Consider the following 19,900-nt stretch of genomic DNA (forward strand, 5'->3'; position numbering starts at 1 on the left):
GGGGTGGTGGCCCCCGGCGGCGCGGAGCGTGGCTGTGATGTCGCCCGCCCGGGGGGCCCCCGCCCGCCCCACACCCCGTCGGTGGTCGCGCGCCGTCCATGCCTGGATGTCGGTTGTGCGGCCTCGTGTCGGCAGTGGGGTTGACGTGGTTGTCCGGCCTGCGGGGTGGCGACCGGTCGCCCCGCTGTCGGCAGGTCCGGGCGGGTCGGGTGACGTGCGCCCTGTCGAGCTGCCCCATCTGTGGGACCGCTTGTCGCGCGGTGGGTGGGTCGGCTGCTGCGGTCCGGGAAGCTGCCCCGTTTGTGTGGGACCGGTCGTGACAAAGGGTGGATGGGGTGCTGTGGGCGCTGTCGAGCTGCCCCGTCTGTGGGACCACCCCCGTCACAGCAGGCTCGGTCGCCTGCGGCGGCATGCTGTGCCCCATCTGTGAGGGCAGCTCGACAGGGGCCGGGTGGCAGTGTCCCGTGGGTCCGGTTCGGGGTGTGACCGGGGGCATCGTGGGGGCGGAATCGTGGCCGGGCCGGGGTCGTTACACCCTGCGTACGGCCGAGCAAGACCCCCCGCCCCCCGGCGGGCTGGCGTGCGGGCCCCGGAATGTTGGTGGGCCGCCGGTCGTTACACATGGTCCCGGCCGGTGGAGGGCGACCCCCTCGCCCCGCGACGCGGGCCGCTCCCGGTCTCCAGATGGCCGGTCTGATTCTTCCCGGCGCGTGACGCGCCGGATTCCCCGATTTCTTGAGCGCCGGACGGTGCTTGTGCCCCGCTGAACCCCCCTTCGGCGTGTGGTGCCAACCCCCGAATGGAGCATCCTGATGAACACGATCCTGCGTAAGAGCGTTCTTGGTGTTGCTGGTCTGGCTGTTGCTGGTGGTCTGGCTGCTGGTCCGCTGAACCACGCCGACACCAACCCCGTGGCGGCGACGCCGGTCACCGCCGTCGCCGTGCAGGCCGACAAGCCGGCGGTGGACATGGCGAAGCTGGTTCCGCATGGTGTGCAGGGTGCGCAGTCGCGCATCGACCTGTCGGACGAGCAGGTCGGTAACGTGAAGGCGATCATTGCGGCGACGAAGAAGGCCGGGATGGACGAGCGGGCCGCGGTGGTGTCGATCGCGACGGCGTTGCAGGAGTCGAAGCTGGAGAACCTGGGTCATCTGGGTGACCGCAACGACCACGACTCGCTGGGCCTGTTCCAGCAGCGCCCGTCGAGCGGTTGGGGCACGGTGGAGCAGATCACCGACCCCGAGTACTCGACCACGGCGTTCCTGAAGGGTCTGAAGCAGGTCGACGGGTGGCAGGACATGCCGCTGACCGAGGCCGCGCAGACCGTGCAGGTGTCGGCGTACCCCGACCACTACGCCCAGTGGGAGCAGCAGGCCGCCGACCTCGTCGCCGAACACTGGAACAGCTGACACAGACATTCACTCACCACAAGGGGGATCGCTGGCCGGCGCCCGTGACGGGTGCCGGCCAGCGGCACATCTCCACCAGCCGACAGTCGGCCGGCCGGGAAAAGGCGGCTGGTGCGGGAACACCGACGGCCGCCGGCTGGTTCAATGAGGTGTCGGTGTGCCCAGTGTCCCCGGGCCTCACCTGAATTGCCTTCGCGGAATACCGTTCGGCTGGAGCCGCGTCGCGCCACGCGCCGAGAGGCGACCTGCACACCGACGCCCAGCGCCGCCCCCGTGCCGATCCGGCCCGGGGGCGGTGCTGTCTCGTGACCGCATCCGTCCCCGTGGGGCGACGGTGGCGGACCCCTGCGGGCGACGGTGGCGGACCCCTGCGGGTCGACGCCGCCACGACCTCGCGTGCTGCGAGGCGGGGCGGGGGAATGGGCGCGGTGGAGGCAGAATGGGCCGGTGGATGTGCAGCGGGAGTGGCGTGACCAGCCGGGTGTGGTCGTACTGCCGAGTGGGGCGGCCGTGCGCGGGCGCCGCGTCGCCGACGTGGCCTCGCCCGCCGACTTCGCGCTGTTGCTGGCACCTGGGCCGGTGCCGGCGTGGCCGCACCGGCGGATCCGGTGGCCGGACTTCTGGGTCCCGGTGGACCGGGCGGACGCGGTCGACGCGTTGACGGAGGCGCTGCGTCGGGCCCGCGATGGCGAGCGGGTGGAGGTGGCCTGCAAGGGCGGCACCGGACGCACGGGCACGGCGCTGGCCGGGTTGGCGATCCTGGACGGGCTGCCGCCGGAGCGGGCCGTGGACTGGGTACGCGCCGCCTACCGCCCACGGGCCGTGGAGACCCCCTGGCAGCGTCGCTGGCTGCGCCGCCTCGCCTGATCCGGCGCGATCGTGGCACGCGTGGCCCGGCCACCTGGTTGTGGTTCGTGTCATCGGCGAGGTTTGTACAGCTCACGTTGGGTATGAGGGGCACCTCGTCCGAACTTGAGGCAGGTACCAGCACCATGGCCCCACCCCGCACCCTTGTCCGCTACCACGGTGTGCACCGCGCGGCCGCGCGCCGGGTGCCGACGATCGCCCGCACGGTCGCGTCGCTGGCCGTGCTCGTCGTGCTCGCCACGCTCTTCCTCGACACCCTGCTGATCACCGTCGGGCTGTTCACCCCTGTCGCCGCCTCGGTGTCGCCGCTGCGGCGCTGGGTGCGCCGGCTGGCGGCCCCGTCCGCCCGGGCCGTCCCGGTGCCCGGCCGCTGAGCGTTCCGTGCCGCGTGGCTGCCCTGGTCCCGGATCTGCGGCACCGGGACCAGGGCGCGCCGCTTTCTCAGCGGTCGACGTACTCGCGCAGATGGCGGGCGGTCAGGGTGTCGCCGTGGGCGACCAGATCGGCCGGGGTGCCGGTGAACACGATCCGGCCGCCGTCGTGCCCCGCCCCGGGCCCGAGGTCGATCAGCCAGTCGGCGTGCGCCATGACCGCCTGGTGGTGCTCGATGACGATGACCGTGTTGCCGGCGTCGACGAGCCGGTCCAGCAGCGCGAGCAACTGGTCCACGTCGGCGAGGTGCAGGCCGGTGGTCGGCTCGTCCAGTACGTAGGTGCTCGCGCTGTCGGCCATGTGGATGGCCAGCTTGAGCCGCTGCCGCTCGCCGCCGGAGAGGGTGTTGAGCGGCTGCCCCAGGGTGAGGTAGCTGAGCCCGACGTCGACCAGCCGGTCGAGGATCACCCGGGCCGGGCCGCTGGGGAAGAAGTCCCGGGCCTCCGTGGCCGACATGGCGAGCACCTCGCTGATGTTCTTCCCGCGCAGCCGGTAGGTGAGCACCTCGTCGGTGAAGCGTCGTCCGTCGCACTGCTCGCAGACGGAGGCGACGCCGGCCATCATCGCCAGGTCGGTGTAGACCAGGCCGATGCCCTTGCAGGTGGGACAGGCGCCCTCGGAGTTGGCGCTGAACAGGGCCGCCTTGACCCCGTTGGCCTTGGCGAAGGCCGTCCGGATCGGGTCCAGCAGGCCCGTGTAGGTGGCCGGGTTGCTGCGCCGGGAACCCCGGATCGAGGTCTGGTCGACGACCACCACGCCGTCGCGGCGGTGCAGCGAGCCGTGGATCAGTGAGCTCTTGCCGGAGCCAGCCACGCCGGTGACCACCGTCAGTACCCCGAGCGGGATGTCGACGCTGACGTCCCGCAGGTTGTGCAGGTCGGCGCCGCGGATCGACAGGTGGCCGGAGGGATGGCGTACGTGCTCGCGGAGGCGGACCCGGTGGTCGAGGTGGCGGCCGGTGAGGGTGTCGGAGCGGCGCAGGCCCGGCACGTCCCCGGTGTAGCAGACCCGCCCGCCGGCGGCGCCCGCCCCCGGACCGAGGTCGACCACGTGGTCGGCGATCGCGATGGTCTCCGGCTTGTGCTCGACGACCAGCACCGTGTTGCCCTTGTCGCGCAGGCGCAGCAGGAGGCCGTTCATCCGGGCGATGTCGTGCGGGTGCAGGCCCACGGTCGGCTCGTCGAAGACGTACGTGACGTCGGAGAGGCTGGAGCCGAGGTGCCGGACCATCTTCACCCGCTGCGCCTCGCCGCCGGAGAGGGTGGCGGATTCGCGGTCGAGGCTGAGGTAGCCGAGGCCGATCTCCACCAGCGAGTCGAGCAGCTCACGCAGGTTGCCGACCAGCGGGGCGACCGACGGGTCGTCGATGCCGCGGACGAACCCGGCCAGGTCGCTGATCTGCATCGCCGAGCATTCGGCGATGTTGCGCCCGGCGATGCGGGAGGAGAGCGCCGCCTCGTTGAGCCGGGCGCCCCGGCAGGCGGCGCAGGTGGTGAAGGTGACCGCCCGGTCGACGAACGCGCGGATGTGCGGCTGCATCGACTCGCGGTCCTTGGCCAGGTAGAGCCGGCGGACCTTGACCGCCAGGCCCTCGTACGTCCAGTTGTTGCTGCCCACCTTGATCTTGGTGGCCGGCTTGTGGAGGAAGTCCTCCCACTGCTGGGGCGTGTAGTCCTGGAGCTTGACGTCGGGGTCGAACAGGCCGGAGTTGACGATGGTCTGCCAGTACCAGGAGTCGACGGCGAAGTTGGGCACCGTGACCGCGCCGTCGTTGAGGGAGCGCTCGACGTCGACCATCTCGTTGACGTCGAGGTCGGAGACCCGGCCGAGGCCCTCGCAGGTCGGGCACATCCCCTCGGCCAGGTTGAAGCTGAACGCCCCGGCGCCGCCGACGTGCGGGGTGCCGAGCCGGCTGAACACGATCCGCAGCATCGCGTACGCGTCGGTGGCGGTGCCGACCGTGGAGCGGGAGTTGGCGCCCATCCGCTCCTGGTCGACCACGATGGCCGGGGTCAGGTTGCGCAGCGAGTCGACGTCGGGCCGGCTCAGGCTCGGCATGAACGACTGGAGGAAGGCACTGTAGGTCTCGTTGATCAGGCGTTGCGACTCGGCGGCGATGGTCCCGAAGACCAGGGATGACTTCCCCGACCCGGAGACGCCGGTGAAGACGGTCAGCCGGCGTTTGGGGATGTCGACGGAGACGGCCGCGAGGTTGTTCTCCCGCGCTCCGCGTACCTCGATCATGTCGTGGCTGTCGGCGGCGGACCGTGCTGGCTGCTGCATGCGAACCCTTCGCGAGATCGTGGGCGGGGTTCCGCCCGGGTCGTGTCTTCGGGGGACGGCTTCCTTCGATCGTCTCATTAACGTCCATGTGGAGGGTTCTGCCGCGTTGGCCTGCCTCTCGCGCCCAGAGAGGTAGGGGAAGTCTCAAATAACGTGTAAGCGGGGTTGGCGCTGGCGTCCGGAGGGTGCGGTCCACGTGGGACGCGGCACGTCAACCCGGCGCCGATGGATAACGGACGGGCCGTAACCGTCGTTCTGAGTGGAAGCCCGCCGGCGAGGTCTGCTGCGATGCACGAACTCGCTGCGATCCGTGGTTGACCTTCGATGTGGCGAGATTTACGGTGATGGCCGAAATTGAAGAAGGGATGCCTATGCCTCTCCAGCAGCGTCGCCGCCTGGCGTCGGTCGCCATCGTGGCGACCCTCGTCGCCGCCACCGCCGTGTCGGGTACCCCGGCCGTGGCCGCCACGCCGACCGAGACCCTGGTCGGCGTGCCGCACCACAACCTGGCCATCTACGGTGCGACCTTCGGCTCCACGTCCGCGGGCGACTACGCGTACGCCGTGGCGCGCGGGACCACCGGCGCGCTCAACGTCATCGACACCCGCACCGCGACCGTGGTCCGGACCCTGCCGCTGCCCGGCGCCGGCGGTTCGTGGGGCGGCACCGTCACCCCGGACGGCACCGCGTACATCGGAGCCGACAGCAAGCTGTTCCGCTACCGGCCCGGCGCGGACCACGTGGAGGACCTCGGCTCGCCGGTGCCGGGGGAGACGACGACGTGGCGCCTGGCCAACGACGGGGAGCGGGTCTTCGTCGGCACCTTCCCCACCGGCAAGGTCTACTCGTTCGACCACCGCACGGGTGCCGTCCGCGACTACGGGCAGATCTGGCCGGGCGAGCAGTACGCGCGCAGCATCGGCGTCGCCAACGGCAAGATCTACGTCGGCCTGGGCACGGTGGCCCGGCTCGTCGAGGTCGACGTCGACTCCGGTGAGCGGCGGGAGATCCCGCTGCCCGAGCAGTACCGCAGCGAGCAGTTCGTCTACGACCTCGACGTCCACCAGCAGACGCTCTTCGCCCGGCTCGCCAACAGCAACCAGGTGCTCGTCCACGACCTGAAGGCCGGCCGGTGGATCGGCGAACTCGGTACCGCCGCGGGCCTCAACTTCTCCCCGCCGGACGCGAAGAAGAACGTCTACTTCGGCTCGTCGGCCGGCCGACTGATGGCCTACAACCTCGACACCCGGACGCTCACCCCGACCGGCTTCACCGGGTTCGGCACCGCCCGGGGATTCGGCTGGGCGCACCTGGACGACCCGGCGTGGCCCGGCAGGACGCTCGTCACCATCAGCCTGAGCGGCAACCTGTCCTACTACAACCCGCAGACCGGCGCCAAGAAGGTCGTCTCCGCCGGGGTCAAGGGTCTGCCCGCCCAGCTGCAGACGGTGGAGGCCGGCCCGGACGGCAAGATCTGGTCCAGCGCCTACCCGAGCGGCGGCATCACCTCCTTCGACCCGGCGACCGGCGCCTTCAGCGAGAACGCCGGGGCGCTCGGGCAGGCCGAGGGCCTGCTCTCCTACCAGGGCAAGATCTACGCCGGCGTGTACCCGGGCGCGAACCTGCTCGAACTCGACCCGACCAAGCCCGTCGTGCGGGGCACCAACCCGCGGCAGTTCGCGACGCTCCGCACCGAACACCAGGACCGGCCGTTCGCCATCACGGGGGTCGGCAACCGGATCGCCTTCGGCACCATCCCCGAGTACGGCCAGCTCGGCGGGGCGCTGACGCTCGTCGACCCGGCCACCGGGGCGAAGGAGGTGCACCGCAACGTCGTACCGGAGCAGAGCGTCACCGCCCTGGCCACCGTCGGCAACCTGATCCTGGGTGGCACCGGCATCTGGGGTGGGCTCGGCATCGCGCCGACCCAGACGGAGGCGAAGCTCTTCCTCTGGGACCCGGCGACCGCGACGAAGGTCTGGGAGGGCACCGCCATCCCGGGCGCCAAGGCGATCACCCGTCTGATCGTGGCGCCGGACGGCCGGATCTGGGGGTCGACCTCCGGCACGCTCTTCGAGTTCGACCCGGTGAGCCGGAGCGTGGTCCGGACCGTCGAGGTGGAGCCCTTCGACTGGAACGTCTCCCACGTCTGGCGCAGCGACCACCTGGCGATCGCGCCGGACGGCGCGGTGTGCGGCAACTTCCGGACCACCGTCGCCTGCGTGGACCCCGCGACGCTCTCGGTCCAGAAGCTGGCCACCGGCATCAGCGACGTGTGGACGATGGACGCGTCGGGTGTCATGTACTACGCCCGGGGCGGGGAGCTGTACCGGCTCACGCGCTGAGCCCGACGGCCCGGTGTGCGGGGCCCCTTCCTGTCTTGGGACGGGAAGGGGCCCTTCCGTACACCCCCCAGGCGGCGTCGATCGCCGGGCGGGCACGGAATTCCGGCCGGTGGGTGGGCGGTACGGTGGCCCGGTGGTGACCGCGCGGAAGGGCAGTGGCCGGCTGCGGGCCGTGGACCTCGCCGCGACCGCCGGGATCTCCGTCCAGCAGGTCCGCAACTACGTCGACCTGGGCGTGCTGCCACCGGTCGAACGCACCCCCGCCGGCTACCGCATCTTCACCGCCGACCACCTCCGGGCGCTGGCCGTGGCCCGCCGGATGGCCGAGGGCCACGGCTGGGCGCGTACCCGGGAGATCATGGCCGCCGTGCACCGGGGCGACCTGGCGGCGGCGCTGGCGGCGCTCGACGGGGGCCACGCCGAGCTGGACCGCGAGCGGGCGGACATCCGGCGGGTGCTCGGCGCGTTCGAGACCGTGGTGACCAGCCCGCCGGCGACCCTGCCGGCGCCGCGGCGCGGGGTGCGCATCGGCGCGGTCGCCGACCTGGTCGGGGTCCGCACCTCCCAGCTACGGCTGTGGGAACAACGCGGCCTGGTCCGGCCGGTCCGCGAGCGCGGCACCGGCTACCGGGTGTACGACCAGGCCGAACTGCGTGCCGCGCAGGTCGTCGCGCTGCTGCGCCGGGGCGCGTACCCGTTCGACATCATCGCGGCCGTGCTCGACGAGATGCGTACGACCGGCAGCGCCCAACGGGTCCACGCGGAGCTGGCCCGGCGGGAGCAGGAGCTGCACCGGCGGAGCCTGCGGCGGCTGCGCGCCTCGGCGGCGCTGTACGACTACCTGCGGCACCGCGACCCGACCCTGCCGGCCTGACTCAGCGCAGCACCAGCAGGTCGAGGTGGTCGACGACCGGGCCGGTCGCCTCGGCGCAGCTCGCGGGCCGCCGCGTCCAGGTCGGCGATGTGATGGATCATCGTGGACATCCACGCGGCGTCCATCGTGGAGTCACGCAACGGCAGTGCGAGGACGTCGCCCGTCCCGTGCGTCGCCGGGCGCCGTCGAGGCGAAGAAGGCGTCCGCGGCGCGGAGGGCGGCCGCGTCGCCGAGCACGTCGCCGGGGCGGTCGGCGTGGCCGAGCAGCGCACCGCCCCATCGCATGCCGAGGTAGTCGGCGCTCATCCAGAGGCTGTTCACCATCGGGTCCGCCTTGGCCGGGTCCTCGTCGCTGAGGGCGCTGATCGCCCACATCGTGCGGCCGCGCATGCGGGGCCGGAAATCGACACCGGGCAGCCGCAGCCAGGTCGACCAGTGGTCGAGGTAGAGCTTGGTGGGGGCGCTGACGCTGTACCAGTAGACCGGTGAGGCGATCACCAGGTCGGTCGCGGCAAGGGTCTCCGTCAGCAGCAGCGCCTCGTTGCCGGACGGCGGGGGAGGGAACTGGCCGTGTCGGATGTCGTGGAACGGCGCCAGCGGATGGTCGGCCAGGCGGAGCCAGCGCTGCTCGACACCGGCCGGCAGCGCGGCTGCCGCGCGTCGGGCCAGGAGTTCGGTGTTGCCACCGGGGCGTGAACTACCCAGGAGGAAGAGGAAGCGTCTGACCGCACCGTCGATGTCCATCGGGGTCGAATGTACCCACCCGGGCGGTCGTGCGGGGCTCGCGGAGGCTGTCGCCCTGCCGCCGCACGACCAACCGGCCCGGTACCCGGTTCAGAAGGTCACCGCCACCAGCACCAGCAGGGTGTACGCCGTCTCGACCAGCCCCACCCGCTTCGGCGTCAGCCGCCGCCCGGGCAGCGCGACGGCCCGGGCCAGCAGCGCCGCGAAGACCAGGGCGACCGGCGTCGGCGCCCAGAGCGCCGCGGCGAGCGCGGCGACGCCGTGGTACGCCCAGGACGCCCACCGGTACCGACCGCTGTCCCGCTCCCGGATCATCGTCTTGACGTACAGGATCGTGCCGACGAGGTAACCGAGCGCCACCACCGTCGCGCCGGCCACCCGGGCCGGCGGCACTCCGGCAACCGTGGCGACGACGAACCCGAGCAGCCCGCACTGCGCCACGAAGGCGAGATCGTTGACGAGCGCCCGGTCCCGGCGCCGGCGTGCGTAGCCGGCGTTGACGGCGGCCAGGACGCCAAAGAGCGGCGCGTACGCGAGGATCGCCGGCCGGGCCGCCAGCACCGGCGCGGCGCACAGCACGGTGGCGACGCCGTACGCGGCAAGCTGCGGGCGTACCCGCCGGAACCGGCCGGTCTTGACCGCCTGCAACCCGAAGTACGACAGCGGGTAGGCGGCGAGCACCGCCCCGAGCAGCGGCAGGTGCAGCGGGTGCGGGCCGGTGACGGTCACCGCCGCCAGGAACGGCAGCAGCAGCATCGCCCAGGCGCCGTGCTGCGGCGGCAGCCAGCCGGGTGACCGGCCCCCGGCCCGCGCGCGGCCGGTGGCGTTCGCGGTGGGCCGCCCGGCCGGGCGGCGACGGCGGGCGGAGACGGCGGTCACGGGCGTGGCGTCACGGTGAGCAGGACGGCGGCGTCCGTCACGGCGTGCAGCGCGTGCCGCCGCGGCGGGACGACCACCAGGTCGCCGGCGTGGCCCTCCCAGGACTCGTCGCCCGCCACCAGGCGTACCTGCCCCCGGAGCACCTGCAGCGTCGCCTCGCCCGGACTGTCGTGCTCGTCGAGCGAGCGGCCGCCCCGCAGCGCGAGCAGGGTCTGCCGCAGCCGGCGGTCCCGGCCGCGGTGCAGGTTGTGGGCGCTGCGTCCACTGTCGGCCTCCCGGGCGGCGGCGAGCTGTTCGTCGGCGAGGCGGGTCAGCGAGTGGCCTTCCATCGTGCGTCCTTCCGGGTGGGTTGGCGCGCCGGCGCGCGGGGCGGGGCAGTCCGTTCGGCGGCGACCGCCGCGCAAACCGGAAGATCCGCTACCGCTTTCGGTTACCAGCCTCCGCGCCGGGCTCGCCCGGCGGAAGGGCCGATGGTCCCGGAATCCGGGCCGCCCGGGTCGCCCGCGCCGGCGGACCCCTCCGTTCTCCGCCGCCACGTCGAACGCCGGAGCATCGGGAAGCCGGCCCGCGCCCCGGATCGTGCCGACTAGGGTGCGGGGCATGAAGGTTCGGCTGCTGGTGACCACGGCGACCGCCGTCCTCCTCGCCGCCGGCGCGCCCGCCCCGGTGGCGGCCGCCCCGACCGCTCGTACCGTCGCCGCGACGGGCGTGTCCGGCGCGGTGCCGCCGGCGCCGTGCCCGAAAGCGCCCGCGCCGGCGGTGTCCCGGCCGCCGCGCCCGTCGCCGCCGCCGGCCGTGCCCGAGGAGCGGGCCGTGGGCGGGCCGGCGCTGGCCACCGCCGGCCTGGTCGTCCCCGCGGGGGTGCCGCGACCGCCGGCGGTCACCGCGACCTCGTGGCTGGTCGCCGACCTGGACACCGGCCAGGTGCTGGGCGGCTGCGGCCCGCACGAGTACGGCACCCCCGCCAGCGTGCAGAAGCTGCTGCTGGCGGCCACCATGCTGCCCCGGCTCGACCCGAAGCAGGTCGTCACCGTCACCGACGGCGACATGGACATCGAGCCGGGCTCCTCCGCCGTCGGGCTCGTCGCCGGCGGGCGCTACCGGATCGAGACCGTCTGGCTCGGGCTGCTGCTGCAGTCCGGCAACGAGGCGGCCAACCTGCTGGCCCGCCTCGGCGGCGGCCCGGACGGGAAGGCCGGCGGCGTACGGGCGATGAACGAGGAGGCGCACCGGCTCGGCGCCCTGCAGACCCACGCGGTCACCCCGTCCGGCCTCGACGGGAAGGGCCAGTTCACCAGCGCGTACGACCTGGCGCTCATCGCCCGGGCCTGCTTCGCCGACCCCACCTTCCGCCGGTACGCGCTGACCGAGACCCACCGCATTCCCGCCCAGCCGGCGCAGCGGACCAAGGGCTTCGAGATCCAGAACGAGAACCAGCTCATCTACCGCTACCCCGGGGCGCTCGGCGGCAAGACCGGCTTCACCGACCTGGCCCGGCACACCTACGTCGGGGCGGCCCACCGGGGCGGCCGCCGGCTGGTCGTCACGCTGCTCGGCGCCGAACCGCGGCCCGCGCGGGGCTGGGAGCAGGGCGCCGCGCTGCTCGACTGGGGCTTCTCGCTGCCCCGGGACTCCGCCGTCGGCCGGCTCGTCGAGCCGGGAGAGCTGGCCGCCTCGGCGGCCGCCACGCCGCCCGCGCTCGCCGCCACCGGCGAACCTCGTCCGGCTGCGGCCAGCGGCCCGCTGGAGGACGGGCTGCTGGGACGGTGGCCCGCGGTCGCGCTCGCGGTGGCCGCGCTCGGGCTGGCGGCGGTGGCGCTGCTCTGGCGTCGGGCGGGGCGACGCCGGACACCGTGACCGCGGGCCGGGCGGCGAGGCGGCCATTGGCCGGGGGCCGCGCCGGGCCCTGTGCGCGGGCCGGCGGCACCGGCGCGGGCAGGGCGTGTCGCCGCAGCCAGCAGGCACTTGTGGCCACCCACCTGCCGCAGGTCGCCGCGGGTGCGGAGCGGATCGACAACCGACGACGGGATCCATAGACTCCGGTCTTTCTGGTGCCACACGTCCAGGGAGGATCCACGTGCCGAGCGAATTCCGACCGCACCCCGTCCCGCCGTCGATCGCGGCGCCCCGCCGTCCGGCCCGCGCGCTGACCCGCCTCGCCGGGGTGGCCCTGGTGGCGGGCGCGCTGGTGACCGGTGGCGGTGCCGCCGCGGTCGCCGCGCCCGCCGGGTCCCCGGCCGGCTCCGCCGCCGGTCCCCGGGTCACGCCGGGACCGTGCGCCTACACCGAGACACCGGAGGAGCCCGCCGCCCGGCCGGTTCCGCTGCCGCCCGACCCGAGGCGCACGCCCGACCGGGGCACGGTGCGGGTGACGCTGCGGACCAACCAGGGGCCCATCGGGCTGACGCTCGACCGCAAGGCCGCGCCGTGTACCGTGCAGAGCTTCCTGCACCTGGTGCGGCACCGCTTCTACGACCGCACCTCCTGCCACCGGCTCACCGCGTACCCGACGCTGAGGGTGCTCCAGTGCGGTGACCCGTCCGGCACCGGCTCGGGCGGCCCGGGCTACCGGTACCTCGACGAACTGCCCACCGACCTGCCGCCGGCACCGACCGACCCGACCGGCGTGCGCCGGCTCTACGCCCGGGGCACCCTCGCCATGGCCAACGCCGGCCCGGACACCAACGGCAGCCAGTTCTTCCTGGTGCAGTCCGACTCGGCGCTGCGCCCCAACTACACCGTCTTCGGCTCGATCGACGCCGCCGGCCTGGCCACGCTCGACCGGATCGCCGCCGGCGGCATCGCCCCCACGGCCGAGGACCCGGCGCCGGTCGACGGCGCGCCCGCCCTGCCGGTCGACATCCGCCGGGCTGTCCGGCACCACCACCACTGACCGTCTCCACCGCCCCGCCCGGCCGTCCTCCGGCCGGGTGGGGGAGGGGCTGGCGGTTCCCGCGCGTACGCCTGTCGCCGGACCCGGGGTCCGACGGGCCGGCACCCTGATAGATATGAGGCGTGGACAGGGCGGGCGGGGCCGGCCGGCGGCCCCATGGCGTCGCCGCCCGGGCCGTCGCCGTGGCCGTGGTGGTCGCGGCGCTGGCACCGGCCTGCACCCGGCCCGGTCCGTCGCCGGGGCCGTCGGCGGCCCCGACCGCGACCGCGACCGCGACGCCGCGCCCACCGGACTTCGTCGTCCTCACCGACGTCGACCCGACGATCCGCACCGACATCCGGTACGCCACCGCGCACAACTTCGTCGGTCGGCCGGTCGCCGGTTACCCCGAACCGCTCTGCCTGCTCACCCGGCGGGCCGCCGAGGCGCTGCGCCGGGTGCAGGACGCCGCGCTCGCCCGGGGCCGAAGCCTGAAGGTGTACGACTGCTACCGCCCCCGGCGCGCCGCCGACGACTTCGTCGCCTGGGCGAAACAGCCCGGCGAGCAGCAGATGAGGGCGGAATTCTATCCCCGGGTGGCGAAGTCGAAGCTGTTCGACGAGGGTTACATCGGCGCACCCACGGCGCACAGCCGGGGCAGCACGGTCGACCTGACCCTGGTCGACGTGCCGACCCCCACCCAGGCCCCGTACGCCCCGGGCCAGCCGCTGGTCTCCTGCACCGCCCCCCGGGGGCAGCGGTTCGGCGACAACAGCGTCGACATGGGCACCGGCTTCGACTGCTTCGACCCGCTCGCGCACACCGACTCGCCGGGGATCACCGGCACCGCGCGGGGCAACCGGCGGCTGCTGCGGCAGTTGATGACCGACGGCGGCTTCGTCAACTACGACCGCGAGTGGTGGCACTACCGCTACCGCGACGAGCCCTGGCCGGACACGTACTTCGACGTGCCGGTGGCCCGCACCTCGGCGCCGAGCGGATAGCCGGCGGAGCGGCCCACGGGTGCGGCGGGTGCCAGCGCGGCGGGGCACGGGCCGGTCTCGGCGAGGTGCGCGGCGGGACGCGATGCGGCGCGGGGCGGACCCGTCCGGCATGATCGCCTCGGGAGGGGCGCCGCCGCGCGGGGCCCGCAGGACACTCCGACGGCGGCGCGTCGTCGGGCGAGGGGAGCCGGCATTGACCACCGAACGCATCGGCCCACCGCTCACCGGGGGCGAGCGCGAGATGCTCCGCGCCTTCCTGGACTACCACCGGGCGACCCTCGCCATGAAGTGCGACGGGCTGTCCGACGAGGACCTGCGCCGGCAGTCGATGCCCCCGTCCACGCTGTCCCTGCTCGGCCTCGTCCGGCACATGGCGGAGGTGGAGCGCAACTGGTTCCGGCGAACCATCGACGGCGAGGACGTCCCGCTGGTCTGGTCGGACTCCGGCGACTTCCAGGCGGCGTACGACGCCAGCGGCGCCACCCGGGCGGAGGCGTTCGACGCCTGGCAGCGAGAGGTCGCGCACTCCCGCCGGATCGAGCGGGAGGCGGAGTCGCTCGACGTGACCGGCCACAACGCCAGGTGGGGCGAGGACGTGTCGCTGCGGCTGGTGATGCTGCACCTGATCCACGAGTACGCGCGGCACAACGGCCACGCCGACTTCCTGCGCGAGGGCATCGACGGCACCGTCGGCGCCTGACCGGCATCGACGGCATCATCGGCGCCTGAGGGGCAGCAACGGCAGCGGAGCCCGGGCGCGGCGGTCAGCCGTCGGCGCGCAGCGGCAGCCAGGCCAGCACGTCCTGGATCTTCGCGTCCCAGTACGCCCAGTCGTGCGCGCCGGGGGAGAAGTCCACGGTGAGCGGGACGCCCCGCTCGCGGGCCGCCGCGACGAAGGTCAGGTTGTCCTCGTACAGGAAGTCCTCCGTGCCGCAGGCGACGTAGAGCGCGGGCAGGTCGGCGCCCGCCTTGTCGAGCAGGGCGAGGATGTCGTCGTCGCTGCCGGTGATGGTGCGCTCGCCGAAGACGGTGTGCCAGACCTGGGTGTCGATCGGGTGGACCGGATGGTGCCGGCGGCCGGCCACGTCCAGCGCGCCGGACAGGCTCGCCGCCGCCGCGAACCGGCCCGGGTCGCGCAGCGCCCACTTCAGCGCCCCGTAGCCGCCCATCGAGAGCCCGGCGACGAAGGTGTCCTCCCGCCGCGCGGAGAGCCGGAAGAAGTCGTGACACAGCCCCGGCAACTCCTCGCTGAGGAAGGTCCAGTACCGGTTGCCGTGCTCCTCGTCGCTGTAGAAGCTGCGCCCGACCTGGGGCATCACCACCGCCAGGCCGAGCGGCGCGACGTACCGCTCGATGGACGTGCGGCGCAGCCAGATCGTGTCGTCGTCGGAGAGGCCGTGCAGCAGGTAGAGCACGGGCGGGTCGCCGTCCGGGGCGCTGCCGGACAGGCCGATCTGCGAGGAGGTCCGCTGCGGCAGGATCACCGTCATCGAGGTGTTGACGCGGAGCACGTCGGAGTAGAAGTCAGCACGCATCAGGGCCACGGTCGTCGACCGTAGCCCATCCTCGGCCGGCGCCACCGGGGCGGTGCGGTGGCTCAGCCGGCTGCCGGGCCGGTCCGCCGGGTCGCGGCCCGCAGCCGTTCGTCGAGCGCGTCGAGGTCGGCGACGAACCACACGTGGTCGGACTGGTTCGACTCGTGGACGAGCGCGCGCAGGGCCGCGCTGGCCGCGAGGTGTCGGGAGATGTCGCCGACGACGACCAGGCGCAGCCGGTAGTTGACGAACTTCTGCATGATCTCGCCGGCGAAGCGGGTGCCGAGGGAGAAGAACGACGCGTCCAGCCGACTCGCGGGCACGGCCACCACCTCGGCGCCGAGGAAGGCCGCACCGATCAGGTCCAGCGCGTCCTGCGCCGTGGCCACCGGCGGGCCGTCCGGGTCGCACACCAGCACCGGCACGCCGGCCCGCTCCCGCACCACGTCAGGCATTCCCGACCTCCCGGGCGAGCAGGCCGTTGTCGCCGTCGAGCACCGCGTCGAGCAGGCGCAGCACCTCGGCGGTGGCGGCGGCGCCGCCGAGTATCACGATCTTCATGCGGTGTCGCTCCTCGTCGTGGACGGTCTGGATGCGCAGCGGGTGGCCGGGGTCGTGGCCGGTGTTCGCCCCGGCCAGGACGAGCGTGCCGAGCCGGTCGGCTGCGGCCCGGTCGACGCCGTCGATCTGCACGATGCTCGACACCTCCACGGCCGGGCCGGCGGCGGGGCGGGCCGACTCCGGCCGCCCGGTCAGGGCGTCGAGGTCGGCGCGGGCGATCCGGTACTGCTTGCCGATCCGTACCGCTCTCAGCCGGCCGGCGCGGATGTAGCCGCGCACGGTGCGCACGTGCAGGCCGAGCCGCTCGGCTACCTGCTCGACGGAGTACATTCCCTCACTCATCAGTCCCTAGTCTAGTGCAGATAGGGAGTGATAGGGAAGCCAGGGGAGTGTTCCGGTGCCTGTGACGCGCGGCTCGTGCGCTCGGGCGCCCGTAGCCGAATATCCATTGCGGCCACCGTCCGGCGCGCCTACCGTCATCGGCGCAAGGTCAACCGAACGACCCAGGGGAGTACGCCGTGTCGCAGCGCACCCGCACCGACGCCGTGTGGCCGACGCCGCACGACGGTGCCTCGCTGCCCACAGGGGAGCGTGCCCCAGGTCGGTGCCGTCCCGAGCAGGGCCGGCAGTCGGGGTGGCGGCGCGACTAGCGCCAGCGCGTACGCGCAGCCGCCCATCCCACCGGGGACCGGGCGGCTTTTTCGTCCACCCGGACCGACGTCCCTCCGCCCTGTTTCGGCGCCATCGACCCTTCTCAACTCCACAGTGGAAGCAACGCCCCGGTCGCCCATCACGGTCGACCGGGAAGACGACACCGTCACCGGGACGAGGGAGCTGGCTGACCCGCTCGCCTTGGGCGCGAGTGACACGGGGTTCGATTCCCCGGTCCCGGACGGCAGGGCAGGGCGCCAACCCCGCCCTGGCACGGGCCGTTGGAGCAACGGGAAGCTCGCCCGGTTCTCAGCCGGGAGGTCACGGGTTCGAACCCCGTACGGCCTACGCGGCGACGCCCGAGCGGTGTCGCAGGCACGCGGTTGTGGCGCAGTCAGGTCAGCGCGTCACCCTGCCACGGTGAAGATCGCCGGTTCGAATCCGGCCAACCGCTCCACCCGCCGGGCCCCGCGCCCGACGGGCCGGCCGCGCGCTGGGCGCGGAGGGGGGTCGTGCACACCCCTCCCACCGGGTTCGATTCCCGGGCGGTCGTCGATCCTTTCCGGTCGCGCCGAGACGGGTGCCGACCAGCCGACGACACGAGGAGACGACCATGAGTTTCACCCCGCTCGCGGGCACCCGCGCGCCGGTCCGGGTCTGGACCGACCCGTACGGCATCGAGCCGCAGGCCGCCCAGCAGCTGCGCAACATCGGCGCGCTCCCGTGGGTGGAGGGCGTCGCGGTCATGCCCGACGTGCACTTCGGCAAGGGCGCCACGGTCGGCTCCGTCATCGCGATGCGGCAGGCCGTCTCGCCGGCCGCCGTCGGCGTCGACATCGGCTGCGGCATGTCCGCGGTCCGCACCTCGCTGACCGCCGCCGACCTCCCGGACGACCTGGCCGGCCTGCGGTCGGCGATCGAGGCCACCATCCCGGTCGGGTTCGCCCAGCGGGAGAAGCCGGTCGACCCGCGCCGGATCCGGGGCCTGGAACAGGCGGGCTGGGACGAATTCTGGCGCCGCTTCGCCGACCTCGACCGGCGGGTGGCGCAGCTGGAGACGCGGGCCCAGCGGCAGCTGGGCACGCTCGGCGGCGGCAACCACTTCATCGAGGTGTGCCTGGAGCAGGGCGGCGCCGACGAGGGCCGGGTGTGGCTGATGCTGCACTCCGGCTCCCGCAACATCGGCAAGGAGCTGGCGGAGCGGCACATCGCCATCGCCCGGCGGCTGCCGCACAACACCGACCTGCCCGACCGGGACCTGGCGGTGTTCCTCGCCGGTACGCCGGAGATGGACGCCTACCGCCGGGACCTGTGGTGGGCGCAGGAGTACGCGCGGCGCAACCGGGCGGTCATGCTCGCCCTGCTCTGCGGCGTGGTGCGGGAGCAGTTCCCGCAGGTGCGCTACGACGAGCCGATCTCGAGCCACCACAACTACGTGGCGGAGGAGAGTTACGACGGCGTCGACGTGCTGGTGACCCGCAAGGGGGCGATCCGGGCCGGTCGGGGGGACCTGGGCATCATCCCCGGGTCGATGGGCACGGGGTCGTACATCGTGCGGGGCAAGGGGAACCCGGACGCGTACTGCTCCGCGTCGCACGGGGCCGGGCGGCGGATGTCGCGGGCGCAGGCGAAGCGGACGTTCAGCACCGCCGACCTCGCCGCGCAGACCGCCGGCGTGGAGTGCCGCAAGGACGCCGGGGTGGTCGACGAGATCCCCGGCGCGTACAAGGACATCACCCAGGTGATGGCGCAGCAGGAGGACCTGGTCGAGGTGGTGGCGCACCTCAAGCAGGTCGTCTGCGTGAAGGGATGACCGCCGACCGGCGCCCAGGAGGGGTGGGCGCCGGTCGCCCGTCCCGTGGCTGGGCGGAGAGAGCGCCGGTCCACGAAACCGGAGAGCCCCGGGTTCGAATCCTGGTCGGGCGCGGTCCGGGTCCGCGACGCGGGACGGAACCCCTTGCGAGCTGGTGCAATCGGCAGCACACCCGTCTCTGGAACGGGCGATGGAGGTTCGAGTCCTCCGCTCGCAGCGAGGCCGGGGCCGCGCCGACGCGGCCCGCGCATCGGCGGATGTGGGCGTCCGAGATGGACGTCGGATCCGCCCGTCGGTGCCGCCCCGCCCGGCGGTCCCGCTCCCGGGATCGTAGAGTCTCGCCGTGAGCGAGATCGGCACGGAGGTCGACCTGTTCCACCCCGCCGAGCGGGTGTGGCACGCACTGACGGATCGCGAGGTACTCGCCCGGTGGTTCGCCGAGGTCGAGACGAAGACGGGGACGCGGAACCGGCTGCTGCTGCGCACGGCGGGGCTGCCCGGCTTCGACGCCGCCGTCGACGCGGAGGTCACCGAACGGCAGGAGCCGGAGCTGATCGCGCTGCGGTGCCTCGAGGGCGGCCGGCGCAGCCGGCTGACCTGTGCCGTCACCGCCACCGCCGAGGGCTGTCGGCTGTCGGTCCGCGAGGTGCTGGAGCACGGCGTCTGGGCCGACGAGCAGCGCGAGCGCCGCGAGGAGTGCTATCGGCAGGCCCTGACCAATCGACTGCCCGCGATCCTCGACTGGCTGGCCTTCCAGCAGGTGGACCTGCGCCGCGGCGAGGCCGGGATGACGGCCGAGATGCCGGTCACGGAGGCGTTCGACGACGAGCCGGCGCCGGCCGGCCGCCGTAGCCGACCGCTGCTGGTCGCCGGGCTGGCCGGCGCCGCGTTGGCCGCCGGGGTGGCGGTGTGGGCGGTGCTGCCGACCGAGCCGGACCGCGCCGCCGCACCGGCGCCCGCGCCGGTGCCCACCGCCACGACCACCCCGAGCGGCTCGCCCCGGTCGACCGCCTCCGCCCGCCCCACCCGGACCGCCACCCCGGACGCCACCCGCCCGAGCCGCACCCCCACGGCGAGGCCCTCGCGTACGCCCACCTCCGCCGCACCATCGGGGCCCGCCGTGACCGCCCGCTACGAGACGGTGTCGACTCGGCTCTTCGGCTACACCGGCGAGGTGGTGGTCGACAACTCGGGCGGCGCGGCCGCGAAGGACTGGACGGTGGTCGTGACGCTGGCCGAGGGCGGCACGGTCTCCGACGCCAGCGGCGCCGACTGGCGGCAGGACGGGCGGTCCGTCACCTTCACCGGGCCGCCCGTGAAGGCCGGACAGTCGCGGACGTTCACGTTCGAGGTCCGCGACAGCGACCCGAGGGCGAGGGCGCCAGAGGGCTGCGCGGTGGGCGGAAACCCCTGCGCCGGCCTGTGACGGCCGCGACCCTGCCCCGGCCCGTGCTGCCGCCGGCCGAAGCGCCCGGCGCGTGCGGCGACCACGTCGACGGCCCGGATGTGATCATGGCCATGATGGACTCTGTCCGCGGCGACGAGGCCGGATTCCACCTGCTCGTACCGGTCGCCGATCACGGCCACCATGCTCATGTCGGAGCCCGTCCGTTTTGACAGGCTCCCCTCCC

At 73.7% G+C, this 19,900-nt stretch carries 20 protein-coding genes and 5 tRNA genes; 17 read left to right on the top strand and 8 right to left on the bottom strand.

Annotation, left to right across the window (positions count from 1 at the left end; genetic code table 11):
- The first annotated feature begins 812 nt into the window (after nt 1–812).
- From ACZ6Q9_RS31240 to ACZ6Q9_RS31250, 3 genes are all read left to right on the top strand, one after another.
- Entirely contained in the window at nt 813–1,409 is a 597-nt protein-coding gene (locus ACZ6Q9_RS31240) for a hypothetical protein (protein WP_396831020.1), read from the top strand.
- A gap of 447 nt (nt 1,410–1,856) precedes the next feature.
- A complete protein-coding gene (locus tag ACZ6Q9_RS31245) occupies nt 1,857–2,276 on the top strand; it encodes a protein-tyrosine phosphatase family protein (protein ID WP_393270821.1) in 420 nt (139 codons plus the stop codon).
- A gap of 125 nt (nt 2,277–2,401) precedes the next feature.
- Nucleotides 2,402–2,650, top strand: coding sequence for a hypothetical protein (locus ACZ6Q9_RS31250; protein ID WP_393270819.1), 249 nt, complete (start codon nt 2,402–2,404; stop codon nt 2,648–2,650).
- Nucleotides 2,651–2,717: 67 nt separating this feature from the next.
- On the opposite strand, the gene ACZ6Q9_RS31255 is transcribed toward ACZ6Q9_RS31250, so the two are convergent.
- Nucleotides 2,718–4,991, bottom strand: a complete 2,274-nt coding sequence (locus ACZ6Q9_RS31255; RefSeq protein ID WP_396831023.1) for an ATP-binding cassette domain-containing protein — start codon at nt 4,989–4,991, stop codon at nt 2,718–2,720.
- Between the two features lie 371 nt (nt 4,992–5,362).
- Here ACZ6Q9_RS31255 and ACZ6Q9_RS31260 point away from each other — a divergent pair, with 371 nt between their 5' ends.
- Nucleotides 5,363–7,336: a hypothetical protein gene (locus ACZ6Q9_RS31260; protein WP_396831024.1), complete on the top strand. Its 1,974-nt coding sequence runs from the start codon at nt 5,363–5,365 to the stop codon at nt 7,334–7,336.
- Between the two features lie 133 nt (nt 7,337–7,469).
- Nucleotides 7,470–8,210, top strand: coding sequence for a MerR family transcriptional regulator (locus tag ACZ6Q9_RS31265; RefSeq protein WP_350712284.1), 741 nt, complete (start codon nt 7,470–7,472; stop codon nt 8,208–8,210).
- Here ACZ6Q9_RS31265 and ACZ6Q9_RS31270 read toward each other — a convergent pair.
- The 4 genes from ACZ6Q9_RS31270 to ACZ6Q9_RS31285 form a co-directional block, all read right to left on the bottom strand.
- Complete coding sequence (locus ACZ6Q9_RS31270; RefSeq protein ID WP_396831027.1) at nt 8,174–8,335, bottom strand: hypothetical protein; 162 nt, start codon at nt 8,333–8,335, stop codon at nt 8,174–8,176. The two genes, ACZ6Q9_RS31265 and ACZ6Q9_RS31270, sit on opposite strands and share 37 nt — an antisense overlap.
- Nucleotides 8,336–8,342: 7 nt before the next feature.
- Nucleotides 8,343–8,954 (bottom strand): flavodoxin family protein, encoded by a 612-nt coding sequence (locus tag ACZ6Q9_RS31275; RefSeq protein WP_396831029.1) that lies wholly within the window; start codon nt 8,952–8,954, stop codon nt 8,343–8,345.
- A gap of 90 nt (nt 8,955–9,044) precedes the next feature.
- On the bottom strand, nt 9,045–9,833 hold the full coding sequence (locus ACZ6Q9_RS31280; protein WP_396831030.1) for a YwiC-like family protein: 789 nt from the start codon (nt 9,831–9,833) through the stop codon (nt 9,045–9,047).
- Entirely contained in the window at nt 9,830–10,162 is a 333-nt protein-coding gene (locus ACZ6Q9_RS31285; protein WP_350712288.1) for a cupin domain-containing protein, read from the bottom strand. The genes ACZ6Q9_RS31280 and ACZ6Q9_RS31285 overlap by 4 nt, the downstream gene beginning before the upstream one ends.
- 271 nt (nt 10,163–10,433) lie before the next feature.
- On the opposite strand from ACZ6Q9_RS31285, the gene ACZ6Q9_RS31290 reads away from it, so the two are divergent.
- From ACZ6Q9_RS31290 to ACZ6Q9_RS31305, 4 genes are all read left to right on the top strand, one after another.
- A complete protein-coding gene (locus ACZ6Q9_RS31290) occupies nt 10,434–11,690 on the top strand; it encodes a D-alanyl-D-alanine carboxypeptidase family protein (protein WP_396831032.1) in 1,257 nt (418 codons plus the stop codon).
- A 220-nt stretch (nt 11,691–11,910) separates the two neighbouring features.
- A complete protein-coding gene (locus ACZ6Q9_RS31295) occupies nt 11,911–12,726 on the top strand; it encodes a peptidylprolyl isomerase (RefSeq protein WP_396831033.1) in 816 nt (271 codons plus the stop codon).
- Between the two features lie 122 nt (nt 12,727–12,848).
- Nucleotides 12,849–13,709 (top strand): M15 family metallopeptidase, encoded by an 861-nt coding sequence (locus tag ACZ6Q9_RS31300; protein WP_396831035.1) that lies wholly within the window; start codon nt 12,849–12,851, stop codon nt 13,707–13,709.
- 193 nt (nt 13,710–13,902) lie between these two features.
- Nucleotides 13,903–14,409, top strand: coding sequence for a DinB family protein (locus tag ACZ6Q9_RS31305; protein WP_393460434.1), 507 nt, complete (start codon nt 13,903–13,905; stop codon nt 14,407–14,409).
- A gap of 64 nt (nt 14,410–14,473) precedes the next feature.
- On the opposite strand, the gene ACZ6Q9_RS31310 is transcribed toward ACZ6Q9_RS31305, so the two are convergent.
- The 3 genes from ACZ6Q9_RS31310 to ACZ6Q9_RS31320 are packed head-to-tail and all read right to left on the bottom strand — an operon-like array spanning nt 14,474 to nt 16,147.
- Nucleotides 14,474–15,253 carry an alpha/beta hydrolase gene (locus ACZ6Q9_RS31310; RefSeq protein ID WP_396831036.1) on the bottom strand — a complete coding sequence of 260 codons (780 nt, stop codon included), beginning with the start codon at nt 15,251–15,253 and terminating at the stop codon, nt 14,474–14,476.
- A 53-nt stretch (nt 15,254–15,306) separates the two neighbouring features.
- A complete protein-coding gene (locus ACZ6Q9_RS31315) occupies nt 15,307–15,699 on the bottom strand; it encodes a DUF4180 domain-containing protein (RefSeq protein WP_393460428.1) in 393 nt (130 codons plus the stop codon).
- The gene (locus ACZ6Q9_RS31320) at nt 15,692–16,147 is read right to left on the bottom strand and encodes a helix-turn-helix domain-containing protein (RefSeq protein ID WP_393460425.1); all 456 of its coding nucleotides are present in this window, start codon (nt 16,145–16,147) and stop codon (nt 15,692–15,694) included. Before ACZ6Q9_RS31320 ends, ACZ6Q9_RS31315 begins: the two co-directional genes overlap by 8 nt.
- A 478-nt stretch (nt 16,148–16,625) precedes the next feature.
- Here ACZ6Q9_RS31320 and ACZ6Q9_RS31325 point away from each other — a divergent pair.
- The 8 genes from ACZ6Q9_RS31325 (at nt 16,626) to ACZ6Q9_RS31360 (ending at nt 19,886) form a co-directional block, all read left to right on the top strand.
- Nucleotides 16,626–16,698: transfer RNA gene (locus tag ACZ6Q9_RS31325), tRNA-Pro, on the top strand.
- A gap of 33 nt (nt 16,699–16,731) precedes the next feature.
- A tRNA-Glu gene (locus tag ACZ6Q9_RS31330) sits at nt 16,732–16,804 on the top strand.
- 31 nt (nt 16,805–16,835) lie between these two features.
- Nucleotides 16,836–16,913: transfer RNA gene (locus tag ACZ6Q9_RS31335), tRNA-Gly, on the top strand.
- A 156-nt stretch (nt 16,914–17,069) separates the two neighbouring features.
- Nucleotides 17,070–18,269 carry an RtcB family protein gene (locus tag ACZ6Q9_RS31340; RefSeq protein ID WP_393460422.1) on the top strand — a complete coding sequence of 400 codons (1,200 nt, stop codon included), beginning with the start codon at nt 17,070–17,072 and terminating at the stop codon, nt 18,267–18,269.
- Between the two features lie 35 nt (nt 18,270–18,304).
- Nucleotides 18,305–18,382, top strand: a tRNA-Arg gene (locus ACZ6Q9_RS31345).
- Nucleotides 18,383–18,414: 32 nt separating this feature from the next.
- A tRNA-Gln gene (locus tag ACZ6Q9_RS31350) sits at nt 18,415–18,486 on the top strand.
- 126 nt (nt 18,487–18,612) lie between these two features.
- Nucleotides 18,613–19,695: an SRPBCC domain-containing protein gene (locus ACZ6Q9_RS31355; protein ID WP_393460419.1), complete on the top strand. Its 1,083-nt coding sequence runs from the start codon at nt 18,613–18,615 to the stop codon at nt 19,693–19,695.
- 23 nt (nt 19,696–19,718) lie between these two features.
- Nucleotides 19,719–19,886 carry a hypothetical protein gene (locus tag ACZ6Q9_RS31360; RefSeq protein WP_396831040.1) on the top strand — a complete coding sequence of 56 codons (168 nt, stop codon included), beginning with the start codon at nt 19,719–19,721 and terminating at the stop codon, nt 19,884–19,886.
- Nucleotides 19,887–19,900 lie beyond the last annotated feature (14 nt).

Source organism: Micromonospora sp. NPDC049139, from assembly GCF_055586845.1.

Bases quoted from the DNA above. Each gene is read 5' to 3' on its own strand.
- ACZ6Q9_RS31255 (WP_396831023.1), bottom strand. From the start codon at position 4,991: ATGCAGCAGCCAGCACGGTCCGCCGCCGACAGCCACGACATGATCGAG.
- ACZ6Q9_RS31290 (WP_396831032.1), top strand. From the start codon at position 10,434: ATGAAGGTTCGGCTGCTGGTGACCACGGCGACCGCCGTCCTCCTCGCC.
- ACZ6Q9_RS31260 (WP_396831024.1), top strand. From the start codon at position 5,363: ATGCCTCTCCAGCAGCGTCGCCGCCTGGCGTCGGTCGCCATCGTGGCG.
- ACZ6Q9_RS31240 (WP_396831020.1), top strand. From the start codon at position 813: ATGAACACGATCCTGCGTAAGAGCGTTCTTGGTGTTGCTGGTCTGGCT.
- ACZ6Q9_RS31250 (WP_393270819.1), top strand. From the start codon at position 2,402: ATGGCCCCACCCCGCACCCTTGTCCGCTACCACGGTGTGCACCGCGCG.
- ACZ6Q9_RS31320 (WP_393460425.1), bottom strand. From the start codon at position 16,147: ATGAGTGAGGGAATGTACTCCGTCGAGCAGGTAGCCGAGCGGCTCGGC.
- ACZ6Q9_RS31285 (WP_350712288.1), bottom strand. From the start codon at position 10,162: ATGGAAGGCCACTCGCTGACCCGCCTCGCCGACGAACAGCTCGCCGCC.
- ACZ6Q9_RS31275 (WP_396831029.1), bottom strand. From the start codon at position 8,954: ATGGACATCGACGGTGCGGTCAGACGCTTCCTCTTCCTCCTGGGTAGT.
- ACZ6Q9_RS31270 (WP_396831027.1), bottom strand. From the start codon at position 8,335: ATGGACGCCGCGTGGATGTCCACGATGATCCATCACATCGCCGACCTG.
- ACZ6Q9_RS31340 (WP_393460422.1), top strand. From the start codon at position 17,070: ATGAGTTTCACCCCGCTCGCGGGCACCCGCGCGCCGGTCCGGGTCTGG.
- ACZ6Q9_RS31315 (WP_393460428.1), bottom strand. From the start codon at position 15,699: ATGCCTGACGTGGTGCGGGAGCGGGCCGGCGTGCCGGTGCTGGTGTGC.